The organism is Mesorhizobium sp. B2-3-14, assembly GCF_006442175.1.
GTDB classification, from domain to species: Bacteria; Pseudomonadota; Alphaproteobacteria; order Rhizobiales; family Rhizobiaceae; genus Mesorhizobium; species Mesorhizobium australicum.
Window position 1 is genome coordinate 149,705 of sequence record NZ_VFVP01000008.1, and the last position, 15,997, is coordinate 165,701.

Below are 15,997 nucleotides of genomic sequence, written 5' to 3' on the forward strand. Positions count from 1 at the left end.
GAACGCTTGGCTGCCATAGCTATGGGCGGCTTGCCCATGGGCTTGGGCCTGTGCCACATCTTGGCAGGGAACGGGCTATAAGGGGCGGGCGGATGCGCGGCGAAGTGCTTCACTATGACGAGAACCAGGGCTTCGGCTTCATCACCGGAGCCGACGGCAGCAGCTACACTTTCACCCGCGAGAACCTGCGTCGGCAAACCGCCATGCCCAACGGGACGGCGGTCGAGTTCCAGCCGGGCGGCGGCCAGGCGCGCGACGTCTTTTCGATCGCTGGCCAAACCACCGCAGGCCCGGCCGTGAACTCGACGGTTGGCGCAGCAATAGATGCGGCACCGGCCCAAGCCGGCATCGCATCCACAGCGGGCGGGTGGGCGCAGCATTTCGGCCGATCCAGCGAGAGCGCAACCGCGGAACCCAGTGATCTCTGGGGCTATTTCTGGCGTGGACTGACGCAGAACTACTTCAACTTCGCCGGCCGCGCCCGCCGCAAGGAATATTGGGGCTATTGCCTGTTTTGGGTGGTCTGCCTGCTGATCGTCGGCGGCATCGGCATCTTCACCGATATCGAAATGGGCAATTTCGACACAGATGTCTCGGCGGTGGTGACGGTCGGCCTCTGCGGCACCTTCCTGCTGGCGACGCTCCTGCCCGGCCTCGGCATGACCGTGCGCCGGCTGCACGATATCGGCCTGTCGGGCTGGCTCTATCTGGTGATCCTGATCCCCAGCATCGGCAGCCTGATCATCTTGGTCTTCGCGCTGATCCCGACCCAGGCGCGTGAAAACCAGTGGGGGCCGATACCGGCGGGAGTCAGGGTTTAGGAGCCAGATCCCTCGAAAAGTCACTCCAAAGAACGACGGTTCAGCCGATCGTCGTATCACAGACGAAGATTCCGCTTGCAATTTAATCCGCGCACAGATAGTCTGTGTGCAGATTAAATAGGTGAATGGAGCAAGACGATGTGGACCAATGAATACACCGCGACTTCCCCCCTTCCTGCGCAAGCCATCTGGAACGCGCTCAAGGCCTTGCATGAAGGCCGCCTGACTTATGAAGGCTCCGATACCTTCGTGCTGCATGGGCCATTCGCCAAGGGGACCCGCGTCTCGGTGACGCCGGTCGGTCAGGACACGTTCGAATCGACCATCGTCGATCTCGTCGAAAACGTGACCTATGCCGATGAAACTTCGTTCGGCGACACCAAGCTGCTGTTCCGGCACACTCTGGTGCCTGTCGAAGGCGGCACGCAGGTGACGCACCGGCTCGATATCTCAGGTCCTTCGGCCGCCGAGGTCGGCCCGGAACTCGGGCCCCAGATCAGTGGCGATTTCGACGTGTCGATGGCCAAGTTGTTCGAGCAGGCGGAGGCGTTGGCGAACCATGGCTGAACTCGACACGCGCTTCAAGGGCGGGCCGTCGGAGAGCCCCGGCTTACTGCTCTGGCGAACCACCATGCGCTGGCAGCGCGTCATGACGGCGGCGCTGGCGCCGCTCGACCTGACGCATGTCCAGTTCGTGCTGCTCGCCTCGGCGATGTGGCTTGGCCGCAATGGCGAACCGCCCAACCAGGTGCAGCTCGCCGCCCAGGCCGGCACGGAGGTGAAGATGACCTCTGACGTCGTCGCCCGGCTGGAGGCCAAGGGTTTGATCGCACGCGAAGCCGATTCCCGGGACTCCCGGGCCAAGGTGATCCGCGTCACCGCCGCCGGGGCGGCGGCCGCCCAGCAAGCGATCGTCGCCGTCGAGGCCGCCGACTCAGCGTTTTTCGAGCCGGTGGACGAGGCGCGGCTCGTCGGTCTGCTGCGGCAGCTTGCCGGCGAGATCCGCTGATTATCCCAGGAACTTGGCGATGATCGCGTCGCCCATTTCGACCGTGCCGACCTCGGTCATGCCGGGTGAGAAAATATCCTTGGTGCGCAGGCCCTGGTCGAGCACGGCGGCGATAGCGCCTTCAAGCTTGTCGGCTTCGTCGACCATGCCGAAGGAATAGCGCAGGCACATGGCGAAGGAGGCGATCATGGCGATCGGGTTGGCGATGCCCTTGCCGGCAATGTCGGGTGCCGAACCGTGCACCGGCTCGTACAGCGCCTTGCGCTTCTTGGTCTTGGCGTCAGGCGCGCCGAGCGAGGCCGACGGCAGCATGCCGATCGAGCCGGTCAGCATGGCGGCGATGTCGGACAGCATGTCGCCGAACAGATTGTCGGTGACGATGACGTCGAACTGCTTTGGCCAGCGCACCAGCTGCATGCCGCCGGCATCGGCCAGCATGTGGTCGAGCTTGACGTCGGAATAGCGTGCCTTGTGGGTCTGGGTGACGACCTCGTTCCACAGCACGCCCGACTTCATGACGTTGCGCTTTTCCATCGAGGTGACATGGTTCTTGCGGGTCCGCGCGAGCTCGAAAGCGACGCCCGAAATGCGCTCGATCTCGAACGTGTCGTAGACCTGGGTGTCGATGCCGCGCTTCTGGCCGTTGCCGAGATCGATGATCTGCTTGGGCTCGCCGAAATAGACGCCGCCGGTCAGCTCACGCACGATGAGGATGTCGAGGCCTTCGACGACTTCCTGCTTCAGCGAGGACGATGCGGCCAGCGCCGGATAGCAGATGGCGGGCCTGAGATTGGCGAACAGCTCCATGTCCTTGCGCAGGCGCAGCAGGCCGGCTTCGGGGCGCACCTCGTAAGGCACGGCATCCCATTTCGGTCCGCCGACGGCGCCGAACAGCACCGCGTCCGCAGCCATCGCCTTTTCCATGTCGGCATCGGAAATCGCCGCACCGTGCGCATCGAAGGCGCAGCCGCCAACCAGGCCCTCGTCGATGACGAAGCCACTGCCGAGCTTTGCGTTCATGGCCGAGATCAGCTTCTTGACCTCGGCCATCGCCTCGGGGCCGATGCCGTCGCCGGGGAGCAGGAAAAGATGCTTCGTTGCCATGGTGAGCCGTCCCAGAAAGAATGCGTTTCGGTTTGCAGCGTCCTTCGCGCGCCAAAGAGGCGCGCGGCGCTGTGCGACGCGGCCTTGCTAAACGCCAAGCGGTTGCAGCGCAAGGGGAGGACGAAGGACCTGTCGCCGCTGTCCCGCCGGCATGTCCAAGTTAGTGGCCACGGAAGATGCGCTCACCGGTGCGAGAGAATGTTGACCAGCCGGCCCAACGGATCGCGCACATAGAAGCGCCGCACGCCCCAGGGTTCATCGGCGGGCCCGTATTCGACGGCGAAGCCGGCGCCCTTCATGGCTTCGAATGCCGCATCGACATCGTCCACCTCGATCGACAGATCCGGCACCGGCGTACCGGACCCGCCTTGCGTCATGAAGCTGACCTGCAGCTCCATCATGTCCTCGGAACCGTAGGTTACGATCCAGCCCTGATCCATCAGGATGTCGAGGCCAAGCACGTCGTGGTAGAAACGGTTCGCCGCGGCCACGTCCGGCGTTTCGATATTGGCCACGATACGCCGGACCTTCATGGCGGAAGTCTCCTCACATGGTACGCCGCAGCGCCGTCACCTCGATCTCGATCTTCATTTCCGGCTTGTTGAGCTGGCAGACGATCATCGTCGCCGCCGGCCTGATGTCGCCGAATGTCTCGCCAAGGATCGGGAAGACGACATCCACGAAGGCCTGGTCGGTGATGTAGTAGTGCGCGCGCACCACGTCGGATATCTCGAAGCCGCCGTCCTGCAACGCCTTGCCGATCGTCGCCAGGCAATTGCGCGTCTGCGCCTCGACACTGTCCGGCATCGTCATGGTGGCGTAATCGTAGCCGGTCGTCCCGGACACGAAGCACCAGTCGCCCTGCACCACGGCGCGTGAATAGCCGGCGGTCTTTTCGAACGGCGAGCCGGTTGAGATGAGCTTGCGCATGGGGAAGCCTCGCATTGTTGCAGCTACTTTGGAGCGAAAACCCGATCCTGCCATGGGCCAATGCGGATGGATCGGCGGTGCAGAATCTATGGTCCCGACGGGCCAGCCCTCTTCCCGCGATGCCTCAGCCGGGTTGGCCCTCGGCCGATTCAGCCGTTTCTCCAGTGAAGACAACCTTTGTGCCTTTGTGCACCTCAAGGGCGAGGTCTTCGGCATCCCAATTGGTCAGTCTGATGCAGCCATGCGAAAAGGTCTTCCCGATCTTGCCTGGTTCGGGCGTGCCGTGAATGCCGTAACTTTCAATGGACAGATCGATCCAGATCGATCCGACAGGATTGTTTGGTCCGGCAGCGATGGTGAAGGGTCGTTTGGTCTTCACGCCCTTGAACGCGAAGCGGGGATCGTAGTGATAGGTGGGATTGTGGACCACGCGTGTGACTTGTGCCTCGCCGCTCGGCGCCGGCTTCTCTTCGCTTCCAATCGAGGCGGGGTAGACCGAAACCACTTTGCCGGAATTGTCGAGAACGCGAACCTGGCGCGCGGCCTTGTCGACCTCGACGCTGACAATGGCTGAGGGCGGATCGCCTCGGTCGATAGCCGGCACCAGCACCTTTGCGCCCGCCTTCCTGAAGCTGATGCCCGGGTTGAGCCTGCGCAGCAATTGTTCGCTGATGTGGAAGTGCTCCGCGATCCGTTCCAGCGAACTGCGGTAGCCGAGCCTGCGCAGGCGAGCCATTCTTTCCATACTGGCCGGAATGCGCTTGGTAAACGGTCCACGCACGTCCTTGCGCGTCAGCTCGTAGTTCACAAGAACCGCGCCTGTTGAGGTTGCGACCAGCTTGTCCCAGGTCTCCCGGTTGAGCTTGCCATCGGCGGGCAGGGCGTTGGCCGCCTGAAATGCCCGGACCGCCTTGGTGAAGTTCTCCGCCTGGCGGCCGTCAATCAGGCCAGGCGAGAAGCGCGCGCGATCCAGAAGGACCTGTGCCTTCAACACGCTCGTGTCGACGCCCTTCGTTGCGGCGTCGGTGAATTGGGCGTTGTTGACGGCGGCTGCGTCCAGCTTTGCCGCCTCTGTGGCGCCAGCCGCGAGGGCGAACAGAACAAGCGCCAGAAGAACGAGCCTGACCATTGATGTTACTCCAGGCACTGCCGCGCGAAACTGCTTCTATGACGCCGCGCGGCCGATCTGGTTCCATTTGTCCCAGCGAATATCGCGGTTGACGCGGTCCTGCGCGAAACAAAGGGGCAAAGCCCTGGAGGCGCCGCCCTTTCGCCGGAAATGCCCTGGCTAGTTCGCCGACCCCAGCGCCTTGTCCAGCGCTTCCTTCACATCGGCCGGCCATGTCGCCAGCGCCGGCCAGGCGTTCGGTTGGCCATTGTCGCCGCGGCGGGCGAAATAGAGCTGGTGCTTGGCCGGGTCGACGGCCATGAAGCCGTCATTGCCGCCGCAATCATGCGGCACGCAGCCGCTGGCGAAGAAGGCGCCGGACGCGGTCTTTTCCGTGCCGCCGCCGACCAGCAGGCTGGTCGCCATATCGGGCATGTCCTTGCCGAGCAGCTTTTCGGCTTCCTTGTAGACAGCCTCATTGTGGAAGGCGTCGATGATGTTCTGGTACTTTTCCGGATCGATGTCTTTCCAGTCGGTGCCGGGTTCGGGCATGTAGGTGAGATTGCCCGAAATCGTCAGCCCATCCGTCGGCGACCACTGCAGGGCCGGCTTCTGGTCCCCCGGCAGGAGATAGGGCACGAAATAGATGGCGTTGTCGGACACTCCCGCGGGCGGCGCTCCGCACTCGTCCTGCTCGACCTTGGTGCTCTGGATGGCGCCGCCTTCCGGCTTCCAGACGATCACCGTCGCCGGGCCGCATTGATTGCCGCCATCGCCAACATCGAACAGGGCCACCTTGATGCCGCCAACCTCCACAATCTTGTCGAAGAAGAGATCGTAATTGCTGGCCAGCTGCTTACCGTCATAAGCAAGCACCTTCTCGCCGTCCTGCTCCGGCTGCGTGATGGTGAGGTGGCCGCCTTCGAACGGCACCGGCGCCTGTTTGTCGTCATCGGCGGCGTCGGCGGCGTTGGCTCCCGCATCCTGATCGGTGGCCGGCTTTTCCACCGCCGGCGCCTGTTGCGCGGCGGGCGTCTGGGTCTGCGCGAGCCCGCTCGCGGCGGGCGCCAGCAACAAGGCCAGCCCGCAAACGCCGGCAAGAAGCTGATGTCTCATGACTGTCCCTCCCTCGACCCGGCCCGGAAAGGGCCGGTCCTGGCGGCCGCTCAGGCCCAGGGGCGCAGTTCGGCGTTCTTCTTCTCGAACGAGGCGATGGCGCCTGCCTTTTCCATGGTCAGGCCGATATCGTCGAGCCCATTGAGCAGGCAGTGCCGCTTGAAGTCGTCGAGGTCGAAGGTGACCACGCCGCCGTCCGGGCCACGGATTTCCTTGGCTTCGAGATCGACCGACAGGGTGGCGTTGGAGCCGCGCGATGCGTCGTCCATCAGCTTCTCCAGGTCCTCGGGGCTGACGGTGATCGGCAGCACGCCGTTCTTGAAGCAGTTGTTGTAGAAGATGTCGGCGAACGAGGTCGAGATGACGCAGCGTATGCCGAAATCGAGCAGCGCCCATGGCGCGTGTTCCCTGCTCGAGCCGCAGCCGAAATTGTCGCCGGCAACCAGGATCTGCGCCTTGCGGTAAGCGGGCTTGTTGAGCACGAAATCCGGATTTTCCGAACCGTCGTCCTTGTAGCGCATCTCGGCGAAGAGGCCGGTGCCAAGCCCGGTGCGCTTGATCGTCTTGAGATAATCCTTCGGGATGATCATGTCGGTGTCGACATTGACGATCGGCATGGGAGCGGCGACGCCGGTGAGCTTGGTGAATTTTTCCATGGCTTTGGCCCGTGTTTTCGTTGCGGGGGGATTTGCTGAGGCTCGGTTTACACAAAGCCGCGGGCAAATAAAAGGCAACTGTTCGTGCGCGCCGGCACAAGGGCGCTGTGCAAAACAGCTTCGAATTCACCGCCCGATGGTGCAGTCTGGTCCAATGGTGGAAAACTCCCACGTTCTCTATGCGCGCGAACTGGCGCTCGGCATTCCCGAATTCCGCCGCGTGCTGGTGGAATCCGGTCTCGGCGAAGTCCGGCCCGTCGATGACGAGGCAAGGCTGAAGGCGATGCTGGAGGGCGCCAGCCTGATCGTGACCGCCCGTCTCGACATGGCCCGTCTCGACAGGGCCGGTCTCGACATGGCCGGTCTCGACATGGGAGGCAGGCCGCTGATTGGCGTTGCCCGCTGCCTGACCGACTTTTCCTGGGTCTGCTACATCAGCGATCTTGCCGTCTCGGCCAAGGCGCAAGGCCTGGGCATCGGCAAGGGACTGATGGACGAGGTGGCCCGGCAGCTCGGACCGTCGGTCGCCATCAGCCTGATTTCCATGCCGGACGCTGTCGGATTCTATGAACGCATCGGCATGAAGCGCGTGCCCGACGCCTTCTGGATCTCCCGCCAGCGCTGACTTTTCCTCTGTGATCCATCCATCGTCAACGGTGAGCGACCTTGTCGCTTGACATGCAACCAGATGGTTGCATATTAAAGCCATGAGCATGGATGCCGTCTTTCGCGCCCTGGCCGACCCGACACGCCGGCAATTGCTGGACAGCCTCCATGCCAGGAACGGACAGACGCTCAATGCGCTGTGCGCGGAGATGGCCATGACCCGCCAGGCGGTGACCAAGCACCTGGCGATCCTGGAAGAGGCGAACCTCGTCACCACCATCCGCCGGGGCCGAGAGAAGGAGCACTACCTCAACCCGGTTCCGATCAATGAGATCGCCGAACGCTGGATCGGCAAATTCGAGCGCCACCGGCTTGATGCATTGAGTGATCTGAAGAAACGCCTCGAAAGGGAAGACTGATGAGCAACAGCTTCGTTTACGTGACCTATATCCGCACCACGCCGAAGAAACTCTGGGAGGCGTTGACCGACCCGGAGTTCAACCGGCAGTTTTTCCTCTGCTCCTATTAGGAGAGCGATTGGAAAGTGGGCTCCAGCTGGAAGCTGATCTTCCCGGACGGCCGTGTCGCCGACAGTGGCGAGATTCTCGAGATCGACCCGCCACGACGCCTGGTCATCAAATGGCGCAATGAATGGATGCCCGAGATCAGGCAAGACGGCTACACGCGCTGCACCTTCACCATCGAGCCCGACGGCGAGCTGATGAAACTTGCCGTCACCCATGAGGCGGACGGCCCGCACAGGCTGATCGGCAATGTCGCCAAGGGCTGGCCGCTGGTGCTGGCCAGCCTGAAGAGCCTGCTCGAGACCGGCAAGGGATTCGAGCGTCCGCCATCGAAAGCTTGAACTCGTTTCGCTAGCGGAACAAATTTCACGTGGAGGCATCGATGATGCACGCTCTCAGGGTGCGGAGCATGACCAATGGCGAGACGATCATGGCATCGGCCGAGATCGGCGCGCCTCCCGAACGCGTCTTCGGGGCGCTGGTCGGCGAAGCCGAGCAATGGTGGGGGTCAGCCGATACCTACCGGATGGTCGACTGGTCGGCCGACCTTCGCGTCGGCGGCCGCTGGACTGTTGTAGTGCGCACGGCCGGCGGTAGGGACCTGCCGGCCGGCGGCGAATTCCTCGAAATCGAAACACCGCGCCGGATCGTGCAGACGTGGGCCCATGGCTGGGACCATCCCACGCTTGGCCGGCGGCAAACCAGGGTCGCCTGGCTGCTGGAGCCTATCGCCGACGGCACGCGCGTCACCATCTGCCATGGCGGCTTTGGCGGGCGGCAAGAGGCGGCGGCTGAACATGCCGAGGACTGGGCCCGGGTGCTGGCCTGGCTGCAGGCGCATGTCGAGGCTGGAAGGCTGGCTGCGGCCTGATCGGCGTGCGGAGCGACGTCACGCCCCTCCGCACGCCTTGACCCACGCCTGTTCTGGTCCACATCCCTTGCATGGGAAAACAGGCATGTTTCATAGGCACGGCTGGCTGGGGCATTCCGACACGATACAAGAATAATTTCCCGCAACCGGGATCGCATCTCGAACGCTACGCCCGGCACTTTCCGATCGTCGAGATCGACACGTCCTTCTACAAGCCGCACCGCCGCGAGACCTATGAGCGCTGGGCACGCGCCGTGCCGCAGGATTTCCGCTTCGCCGTCAAGATGCCGAAGGCGATCACCCATGAGCGCCGTCTCGTGGACTGCAACGACCCTTTGCAAAGCTTTCTCCAAGAGGTCGAAGGTCTCGGCGCAAAGCTCAGCGTGCTTCTGGTGCAGCTGCCGCCGAGCCTGCCCTTCGAGCCCGATGTCGCGAGCGATTTCTTCGACATGGTGGGCACCCGAACCGAAACCAGGGTGGTCTGCGAGCCGCGCCATCCCAGCTGGTTCGAAGCAGGTGCTGAAGCACTTCTGGCCGATCGCCGGATCGCGCGCGTTGCCGCCGATCCCGCTCCCGTGCCACCTGCGGCGATGCCGGGCGGCTGGCCCGGCATCGCCTATTTCCGCTGGCACGGCGCGCCGCGCGTCTACTATTCCGACTACGATGCCGACAGTCTCGACCGGTTCAGCCGGCAAGTCGAGGCCGCCGCCGCTTCGGGTGCCGAGGTCTGGGGAATCTTCGACAACACGGCCGGAGGCAATGCGCTGGGCAACGCGCTCAAGGCCCAGACTTCGTCATTCTAGGGCGAAGCAAGGAGCGCAGCGACGCGGCGCAGACCCTAGAATCCATGCCGCGACGTCGACTTGTCGCGACAATACGCGCCAATCGGCACCCCCTTCGTTCTGCGCCGTTAGAACACTACGACAACGGTAACGGCATGGATTCCAGGGTCTCCGCGACGTCGCTTCGCTCCTGCTCCGCCCTGGAATGACGAAGAAACTGAGCGCCTGGCAAACCCGCGAGGCAGCCCCTGACTCAAATCACATTCAATTCCCGGAAGGCCCGCCCTTCGGCGACGCGCGCGTAGCCAAATGCCGAGCAGTCGATCGTCCGGTAGCCGCCATGCACGATCAGTTCGGCCAGCGCCTTGCCGACCGCCGGCGCCTGTTGCAGGCCATGGCCGGAGAAACCGTTGGCGAACAGGAAATTCGTCACTTGCGGGTGCGGGCCGATCACGGCGTTCTGATCCAGCGTGTTGTAGTCGTAGTGCCCGGCCCAGGCGCGCGTCGCCTTGATCGCCTCGAAGGCCGGGATGCGGGTTGCCAGCACCGGCCAGATCACCTCTTCGAACAGCGGCCAGTCGACGTCGAAGTCCCCGGGGTCGGCCGGACCGTCGCCCTCTTCCGGTTCGGCGCCGCCGGTGAGGTAGACCGAGCCTTCCGGCCTGACATAGATGCCGGAGGGATCGACCAATAATGGCATGTCAGTGAATTTGTCCCGCGCGTCGAACACGAAGACGTTGCGCTTGCGCGGCTCGACCGGCAGCGAAAGCTGGGCAAGGGCGGCGACCTTGCCGGCATTCGGCCCGGCGGCATTGATGACGGTGCCGGCCTCGAGCCGATCGCCATTGTCGAGGCTGACGCCGGTGACGCGGTCACCCTGCCGCTCGACGCCGGTGACCGACGCGCTGATGAAGTCGATCTTCTTCTGCCGCAGCGCCTTGCGAAACAGCATCAGCATCGCATGCGCGTCGAACCAGCCCTCGCCGGTCCGGCCATAGGCGCCGGCGGTGATGCCTTCGGCCGACAGCCAGGGGAAGCGGCGCGTCAGCTGGTCGGCGTCCTCGAGCAGGATGTCGGCTCCCTCGGCGACCTGCGCTTCGTGGTTGGCTTTCAGGATCGGCAGCCCGGCCTCGCCGGCAAGGATGAGATAGCCGCCCTCGCGAAAACCGATATCGGCGTCGGTGCCGAATTCTTCCTTCAGCCGCCGGAACAGTTTTAGCGTGAACTGCGACAGGCGGATGTTTTGCGGAATGGAGAATTGCTGGCGGATCGAGGCCATGGACAGCGTCGTCGCCGCATGGGCGAATTGCGGGTCGCGCTCGATCAGCGCGATCGAGCCGGAAAACCCTTCCTCGCGCAGATAGTAGGCGATCGAGGACCCGACGATGGCCCCGCCGATAATGACGATGTCGTAGCGCACTTTTTTCTCCGATCCGCCGCCCGCAATCTACGCGACCGGCAAAGTGATCTCGAAGCGCGTGCCGCGCTCGGAGTCAACCAGCCGGATCGTACCATCATGCGCTTTCAGGAGGGCCAGCACGATGCCAAGCCCCATGCCGGTGCCGCCCGTATCGCGTCGCGTGGTGAAGAACGGCTCGAAGATGCGCGCTTGGTTGCTTGGCGAGATGCCGGCGCCGTCGTCGCTGACCAGCACGGTCGCCTTGCCGCCGGCGCTTGCGGCGGTGATCGAAACCAGCGTCGCGCCGTGCCTGGCGGAATTGTCGATGAGGTTGGCAAGCACGATCGCCGCGTTCTCGGCCGAGATGCGCAAGGCCAGGTCGCCACCGGCCTTGACTTCAACCGCCAACCTGGTGTCGACGGGAAGCAAGGCCAGCGCCGCGCCGACCGAGGTGCTTTCGCCGCTGGGTGCGAGGTTTTCGGCCCGCGCCAGGTCGAGCAGCCGCCGGACCAAAAGGTTGAGCCGCCCTGCATCGGTGACGATATTGTCGGAGAAGCGCCGCCGCTCGTCATCGCCCATCGCGCTGCCTGAATCGCGCAGCAGTTCGGCCGCGCCCTGGATCGCCGTCAGCGGCGATTTGAGTTCATGCGAGACATGGGTGGCGAAGGTCTGGATGGCGTCCGAGCGCGCCTGCAGTTTTTCGGCCATATCGAGAAAGGCGGCGGAAAGCTCCGCCATTTCTCGCGTGCCATGGTGGTCGAGAGGCCGGATCGCGTCGCGCTCGCCGGCGGCGATGCGCTGGGTGCGGTCGATCAGCGCGTAGATCGGACGGCTGACGGTGCGCAGGAAGACGAGGCCGATGAGCAGCGTGCCGCCTAGGATGGCGATCGCCGCCGCCGTCACCTTGCCGCGTTCGCCATAGAGATGTTTTATGATGTTGTTGGGCGTCCGCGAGACATAGACCACGCCGGCGACCTTGCCGTCGACGGCCACCGGCAAAGCGACGAAGACGCGCACCTTGGTGCCGCGGCTGACCGAATAGAGCGGCGGCGCCGGCTGGTTGGGGATGCGCAGCCGGAGCGCGCTGGCATAGCGCCCGGCAAGTGCTGCGCGCACCTCCTCGACCCCGGCGAGCGACTGCCCGGTCTCGTCGCGCCCGGCAATCACCACACCCCGAGGATCGAGCAGCCGGAAGCCGGCGAGCGTGGTCTTCTGCGTCGCATCGAGAATCCCCGCCAGCCGCGCGCCGATCGCGGCGAAAGCTGGATCGGCCGTTGCAGGGGTCCCCGCCGGCCGGGTCGCAAGCACGTAGTCCGAGGCGAGATCGAGCCGCGGCTCGATCGGCCGATAGGGCGAATCGGGGTTGGCGCTTCGGCTCGCATAACCATTGGCCGGCGGCACAGGCGCGCCAAGCTTATCCGGCGAAATGCCGGCGTCGCGCACCTCCTGCGCATAGATGGCGGCGATGGCCGCTCCCTGCGCGATCAGTTCCGCCTCGGTCTGGCGGATCAGCTGGTTCTCGTAGAGGCGGAAGAAGAACAGGCCGACCAGCGGCAGGGCCATCACCAGGATCAGGATGGCGACGACGACCGTGGCGAGGCGTGGCCGCCATTTGCGGCCGATCCATTTGCTGCCAATCGATTTGCTTGATGTCGTCAGCCGCATCGGCCGAGCCGGAAGCCGACGCCATGCACGGTCTCGATGACCTCCGGGCACCCCACGGCCGCCAGCTTGGCCCGGATGTTGCGGATATGGCTGTCGACGGTGCGGTCGGCGACATGGATCTTGCCGGCATAGGCGTTGGCCATCACCGCGTCGCGGTCGAGCACATGGGTGGGCCGCGCCAGAAACCCTTTCAGGATCGAGAACTCGATCGCCGTCAGGGCGAGCGGCTTGCCGTCGAAGGCGGCCGCGTGGCTGGCCGACGCCAGGGTGAGCTTTCCCTGCGCGAACTGCCTGTCGTCGGCCGGTTCCGGCGCCGCCGGACGGGCGCGGCGCAGGATGACGTTGACACGGGCGACGAGTTCGCGCGGGCTGAACGGTTTGGTGACATAGTCGTCGCCACCCATTTCGAGCCCGAGGATGCGGTCGATCTCCTCGTCGCGCGCGGACAGGAACAACACCGGCACGTCTGATGTGTGACGCAGCCGCCGGCAGACCTCCAGCCCGTCCATCTCCGGCATGCCGATGTCGAGCACGACAAGGTCGGGTGTGCTTCGTTCGATTGCTTGCAGGGCGGCGGCGCCATCGGAGACGGCAGCCGTTTTCATGCCGGCCTTTTCCAGCGCGAAGCAGATCACTTCGCGGATATGCGGGTCATCGTCGGCGACGAGGATGTGATGCGGCATGGATTAGCGATCCGGCACGGGTTCCGCGGCGCTGGGAACAATAGGCCGCCTGTTGTCGAGATAGCGAAGCAGGCGCCAGTCGCGGAAGCTCCAGCTTCGCCAGTTTTCCTGCAGGCCGCGATACCAGCCTTCATCGACACCGCGCAACCTTGCCAGTTCGCCGACGGCACCGGCATTGGCCGTCCCGCGCTGAGGATCGAAGAAGCGATCGAGCGCTGGAAACGCGTCCGGCCCGAGCGATCGGAGATACCAGGCGTCGAGCGGGATGCCTTGTCCGCTCATTTCGAGGGAATGGTCGACATTGTAGGTGGCGATCATGGCTGCGAAGTTGATGAAACAGCAGGCATAAAGCGTTAGGGATAACGTCAGAAGATTGGCGGAGAGCAGCCATTCACTGGATTTTCCGAGCGCGATACGGGCGACGATCAGCGCAAGGCCGGCCGCCACCAGTCCCATCCAGACGAAAGCGGCGACGCGCCAGTAGGTCAGCGCATAGATGCCGACATAGAGGTCGAGCCGCAGGATCGACGAGACGACCAGCATGATGTTCTGCGCCACCCAGGCATAGACCAGCCGGCGGATGAGCGGGTCGGCCGATGTTTCGCTGCCGGGCCTCAGCGCCGCAAGGACAAAGCCGGCGGCCAGCAGCGCGGTGACGATCAAGGGATAGGCGCCGCGATGCGCGTAGGCGGCGTAGCTCAAACCATCGGGAAGCGCGACCCCGCCCCACAGATAGGTGGCGTCGAGTCCGCTCTGCAGCGCAAACAGAATGTTGAAGACGATCAACGCGCGCAGGATGGCGGCCTTGCCGAAGACGATATCCTCGACGGCGTGCCTGTCGGCCGCTGGCTGGGCATCGGCAGGAGGGTGATTTGGCCTGGCGATGCGGCGCTGAAAGCGCGGCAGGCGTGGCCGCAGAAAGGCCCAGACGCCGGCAAGCACGAATAGCCAGAAGGCAATCCGCGTCAGCTGGATCAGGTCGAGCAGCTTGAAGATGTCGATCAACGACAGCCAGTATTCGATGACCGGATTGGCAGTGCCGAACAAAGCGACGAAGACCGCGCCCAGCGTCAGCGGCATTACCCAGACCGCGATTGCCGCCAGCCTTATGCGATGTCCGCCGAACCGCCGCGCCGCTCTTCGCCATTGGAGAAAATCGCCGAGGAACCGGACCGGTGCCGCCAGTCCGAACAGCACGATCTGGCCGGCAATTCGCGCCATGCCGTGCCACGGGCGGCCGCGCAGCGAAAGCGCGAAGGCCACCAGCGCGGCAAGCGCGACCGAGACGGACAAGGGACTGACAGTCTCGGCGAGCGGCAACAGCGCGACAAGCAAGGTGGCCGACTTGAGCCACACCTTGCCGTCGCTGAAGGCGGCGGGATGCACGGCAACCATCGCGGCGGCAATCAGGATGGCGAACAGCAGAACCGTGATGCCGGCGGGCTGGCCGTAGAACAGGAAATCGGCGAGCGCGACCAGCAGCACGGCGACGCCGAAGCGGCTGCAATAGCTTGGCGCGGCGCGGAAGAAAGAGGTCACGGCCTGATCTTCCTGATGGCGTTCCTTCGCGATGGCGGCGGGCTCTTGCGGACAAATGGGATGGGAATTGCAGCGGGGTTGGCGCGTTGCGGGTCGACCAGCCACCAGCCTTCGCTGCGAAGTCGGTAAGGCAGACGGGGTTTTGCTCGCTTGTGCATGCCGCCTGTGTCGCAGGCCTGCGGGAAAGCGATGCGGCGGATCGGAGGAGGTTTTCGGCAGGCGCGTGCAGTTTTCGTGCAGGGCTGGCGGCTTGCCTCGACCAATCACACACGGCATAGATCTGGCATGACCGAAATCTACCGCCCGCGCCGCTCCGTGCTCTATGTCCCGGCCTCCAACGACAAGGCGCTGGCCAAGATCGCGCAGCTTGCCTGCGACGCCGTCATCATCGACCTCGAGGACGCCGTCGCCCCCGCCGACAAGATCGCCGCGCGCGAAAAACTGGCCGGCATTTTCGCCAACCGCCCTGATGCCAATGGCCGGCGACGCGAGATGGTGGTACGCGTCAATGCGCTGTCCAGCGAATGGGGCACTGACGATCTTGCGGCCGTGGCCAAGGCGGAGCCGGACGGCATCCTGCTGCCGAAGGTCGACACGCCGCGTGACGTGCTCGAAGTCGGCGATGTGCTGGACGATAATTTTGCCCCGGACAGCGTGAAACTATGGGCGATGATCGAGACGCCCAAGGCCATGCTCAACATCGGCGCCATCGCCGAACTCGGCCGCGACCCCGCCTCGCGCCTGGATTGTTTCATCGCCGGAACGAATGACCTGATCAAGGATACCGGCGTGCTGGCGACGCCGGATCGCGCCTATCTGCTGCCATGGCTGATGCAGATGCTGCTGGCGGCACGCGCCGGCGGGATCGACATGCTCGATGGGGTGTTCAACGATTTCCGCGACCCGGATGCGTTCGCGCGTGAGTGCACGCAGGCCGCCGCCATGGGCTTCGACGGCAAGACGCTGATCCATCCATCGCAGGTCGAGGCGGCCAACCGTGCCTTCGCCCCGTCGGCGCAGGCGCTGGCCGAGGCGCGCGCGGTGAAGGATGCCTTCGCGCTTGCGCAAAACAGTGGCAAGGGGGTCATCGCGCTGAATGGCAGGATGGTCGAGCGGTTGCACTTGGCGCAAGCTGAAAAACTTCTGGCGAAAGCGGCCGCCATCGGCGCATGATATTCGCCGAT

At 64.3% G+C, this 15,997-nt stretch carries 18 protein-coding genes and 1 pseudogene; 9 read left to right on the forward strand and 10 right to left on the reverse strand.

Going from position 1 to position 15,997, the window contains the following annotated elements; all coding sequences use genetic code 11:
- The first annotated feature begins 92 nt into the window (after positions 1 to 92).
- The 3 genes from FJ950_RS20825 (at position 93) to FJ950_RS20835 (ending at position 1,830) form a co-directional block, all read left to right on the forward strand.
- Positions 93 to 821 carry a DUF805 domain-containing protein gene (locus tag FJ950_RS20825; protein ID WP_140618271.1) on the forward strand — a complete coding sequence of 243 codons (729 nt, stop codon included), beginning with the start codon at positions 93 to 95 and terminating at the stop codon, positions 819 to 821.
- Positions 822 to 959: 138 nt separating this feature from the next.
- Entirely contained in the window at positions 960 to 1,388 is a 429-nt protein-coding gene (locus FJ950_RS20830; protein WP_015314969.1) for a polyketide cyclase, read from the forward strand.
- Positions 1,381 to 1,830, forward strand: coding sequence for a MarR family winged helix-turn-helix transcriptional regulator (locus FJ950_RS20835; protein ID WP_015314970.1), 450 nt, complete (start codon positions 1,381 to 1,383; stop codon positions 1,828 to 1,830). Before FJ950_RS20830 ends, FJ950_RS20835 begins: the two co-directional genes overlap by 8 nt.
- On the opposite strand, the gene leuB is transcribed toward FJ950_RS20835, so the two are convergent.
- From leuB to leuD, 6 genes are all read right to left on the reverse strand, one after another.
- A complete protein-coding gene (gene leuB, locus FJ950_RS20840) occupies positions 1,831 to 2,934 on the reverse strand; it encodes a 3-isopropylmalate dehydrogenase (protein WP_140618272.1) in 1,104 nt (367 codons plus the stop codon).
- A 182-nt stretch (positions 2,935 to 3,116) separates the two neighbouring features.
- The gene (locus tag FJ950_RS20845) at positions 3,117 to 3,467 is read right to left on the reverse strand and encodes a VOC family protein (RefSeq protein WP_015314972.1); all 351 of its coding nucleotides are present in this window, start codon (positions 3,465 to 3,467) and stop codon (positions 3,117 to 3,119) included.
- A 13-nt stretch (positions 3,468 to 3,480) separates the two neighbouring features.
- A complete protein-coding gene (locus FJ950_RS20850) occupies positions 3,481 to 3,864 on the reverse strand; it encodes a RidA family protein (protein WP_140618274.1) in 384 nt (127 codons plus the stop codon).
- A 124-nt stretch (positions 3,865 to 3,988) separates the two neighbouring features.
- Positions 3,989 to 4,993: a L,D-transpeptidase gene (locus FJ950_RS20855; RefSeq protein WP_140618275.1), complete on the reverse strand. Its 1,005-nt coding sequence runs from the start codon at positions 4,991 to 4,993 to the stop codon at positions 3,989 to 3,991.
- Positions 4,994 to 5,152: 159 nt separating this feature from the next.
- Complete coding sequence (locus FJ950_RS20860; RefSeq protein WP_015314975.1) at positions 5,153 to 6,088, reverse strand: hypothetical protein; 936 nt, start codon at positions 6,086 to 6,088, stop codon at positions 5,153 to 5,155.
- 50 nt (positions 6,089 to 6,138) lie between these two features.
- Positions 6,139 to 6,744, reverse strand: coding sequence for a 3-isopropylmalate dehydratase small subunit (gene leuD / locus FJ950_RS20865; protein ID WP_015314976.1), 606 nt, complete (start codon positions 6,742 to 6,744; stop codon positions 6,139 to 6,141).
- Positions 6,745 to 6,898: 154 nt separating this feature from the next.
- On the opposite strand from leuD, the gene FJ950_RS20870 reads away from it, so the two are divergent.
- The 5 genes and pseudogenes from FJ950_RS20870 (at position 6,899) to FJ950_RS20890 (ending at position 9,548) form a co-directional block, all read left to right on the forward strand.
- A complete protein-coding gene (locus FJ950_RS20870) occupies positions 6,899 to 7,369 on the forward strand; it encodes a GNAT family N-acetyltransferase (RefSeq protein ID WP_140618277.1) in 471 nt (156 codons plus the stop codon).
- Between the two features lie 82 nt (positions 7,370 to 7,451).
- Positions 7,452 to 7,769, forward strand: coding sequence for a metalloregulator ArsR/SmtB family transcription factor (locus tag FJ950_RS20875; protein WP_015314978.1), 318 nt, complete (start codon positions 7,452 to 7,454; stop codon positions 7,767 to 7,769).
- Positions 7,769 to 8,215 (forward strand): annotated as a pseudogene (locus FJ950_RS20880) (SRPBCC family protein). Before FJ950_RS20875 ends, FJ950_RS20880 begins: the two are co-directional and overlap by 1 nt.
- 41 nt (positions 8,216 to 8,256) lie before the next feature.
- Complete coding sequence (locus tag FJ950_RS20885) at positions 8,257 to 8,745, forward strand: SRPBCC domain-containing protein (protein ID WP_140618278.1); 489 nt, start codon at positions 8,257 to 8,259, stop codon at positions 8,743 to 8,745.
- Between the two features lie 71 nt (positions 8,746 to 8,816).
- On the forward strand, positions 8,817 to 9,548 hold the full coding sequence (locus FJ950_RS20890) for a DUF72 domain-containing protein (RefSeq protein ID WP_140618280.1): 732 nt from the start codon (positions 8,817 to 8,819) through the stop codon (positions 9,546 to 9,548).
- Positions 9,549 to 9,780: 232 nt separating this feature from the next.
- On the opposite strand, the gene FJ950_RS20895 is transcribed toward FJ950_RS20890, so the two are convergent.
- The 4 genes from FJ950_RS20895 to FJ950_RS20910 are packed head-to-tail and all read right to left on the reverse strand — an operon-like array spanning position 9,781 to position 14,813.
- On the reverse strand, positions 9,781 to 10,947 hold the full coding sequence (locus FJ950_RS20895) for an FAD-binding oxidoreductase (protein ID WP_015314982.1): 1,167 nt from the start codon (positions 10,945 to 10,947) through the stop codon (positions 9,781 to 9,783).
- Between the two features lie 27 nt (positions 10,948 to 10,974).
- On the reverse strand, positions 10,975 to 12,591 hold the full coding sequence (locus FJ950_RS20900; RefSeq protein ID WP_140618281.1) for an ATP-binding protein: 1,617 nt from the start codon (positions 12,589 to 12,591) through the stop codon (positions 10,975 to 10,977).
- Positions 12,582 to 13,274, reverse strand: coding sequence for a response regulator transcription factor (locus FJ950_RS20905; protein ID WP_140618283.1), 693 nt, complete (start codon positions 13,272 to 13,274; stop codon positions 12,582 to 12,584). Before FJ950_RS20905 ends, FJ950_RS20900 begins: the two co-directional genes overlap by 10 nt.
- Before the next feature lie 3 nt (positions 13,275 to 13,277).
- Positions 13,278 to 14,813, reverse strand: coding sequence for a DUF4173 domain-containing protein (locus tag FJ950_RS20910; RefSeq protein WP_140618284.1), 1,536 nt, complete (start codon positions 14,811 to 14,813; stop codon positions 13,278 to 13,280).
- 285 nt (positions 14,814 to 15,098) lie between these two features.
- On the opposite strand from FJ950_RS20910, the gene FJ950_RS20915 reads away from it, so the two are divergent.
- Complete coding sequence (locus FJ950_RS20915; RefSeq protein WP_140618286.1) at positions 15,099 to 15,986, forward strand: CoA ester lyase; 888 nt, start codon at positions 15,099 to 15,101, stop codon at positions 15,984 to 15,986.
- Positions 15,987 to 15,997: the final 11 nt, after the last annotated feature.

Bases quoted from the DNA above. Each gene is read 5' to 3' on its own strand.
- FJ950_RS20825 (WP_140618271.1), top strand. From the start codon at position 93: ATGCGCGGCGAAGTGCTTCACTATGACGAGAACCAGGGCTTCGGCTTC.
- FJ950_RS20830 (WP_015314969.1), top strand. From the start codon at position 960: ATGTGGACCAATGAATACACCGCGACTTCCCCCCTTCCTGCGCAAGCC.
- FJ950_RS20835 (WP_015314970.1), top strand. From the start codon at position 1,381: ATGGCTGAACTCGACACGCGCTTCAAGGGCGGGCCGTCGGAGAGCCCC.
- leuB (WP_140618272.1), bottom strand. From the start codon at position 2,934: ATGGCAACGAAGCATCTTTTCCTGCTCCCCGGCGACGGCATCGGCCCC.
- FJ950_RS20845 (WP_015314972.1), bottom strand. From the start codon at position 3,467: ATGAAGGTCCGGCGTATCGTGGCCAATATCGAAACGCCGGACGTGGCC.
- FJ950_RS20850 (WP_140618274.1), bottom strand. From the start codon at position 3,864: ATGCGCAAGCTCATCTCAACCGGCTCGCCGTTCGAAAAGACCGCCGGC.
- FJ950_RS20855 (WP_140618275.1), bottom strand. From the start codon at position 4,993: ATGGTCAGGCTCGTTCTTCTGGCGCTTGTTCTGTTCGCCCTCGCGGCT.
- FJ950_RS20860 (WP_015314975.1), bottom strand. From the start codon at position 6,088: ATGAGACATCAGCTTCTTGCCGGCGTTTGCGGGCTGGCCTTGTTGCTG.
- leuD (WP_015314976.1), bottom strand. From the start codon at position 6,744: ATGGAAAAATTCACCAAGCTCACCGGCGTCGCCGCTCCCATGCCGATC.
- FJ950_RS20870 (WP_140618277.1), top strand. From the start codon at position 6,899: ATGGTGGAAAACTCCCACGTTCTCTATGCGCGCGAACTGGCGCTCGGC.
- FJ950_RS20875 (WP_015314978.1), top strand. From the start codon at position 7,452: ATGAGCATGGATGCCGTCTTTCGCGCCCTGGCCGACCCGACACGCCGG.
- FJ950_RS20885 (WP_140618278.1), top strand. From the start codon at position 8,257: ATGATGCACGCTCTCAGGGTGCGGAGCATGACCAATGGCGAGACGATC.
- FJ950_RS20890 (WP_140618280.1), top strand. From the start codon at position 8,817: ATGGGAAAACAGGCATGTTTCATAGGCACGGCTGGCTGGGGCATTCCG.
- FJ950_RS20900 (WP_140618281.1), bottom strand. From the start codon at position 12,591: ATGCGGCTGACGACATCAAGCAAATCGATTGGCAGCAAATGGATCGGC.
- FJ950_RS20905 (WP_140618283.1), bottom strand. From the start codon at position 13,274: ATGCCGCATCACATCCTCGTCGCCGACGATGACCCGCATATCCGCGAA.
- FJ950_RS20915 (WP_140618286.1), top strand. From the start codon at position 15,099: ATGACCGAAATCTACCGCCCGCGCCGCTCCGTGCTCTATGTCCCGGCC.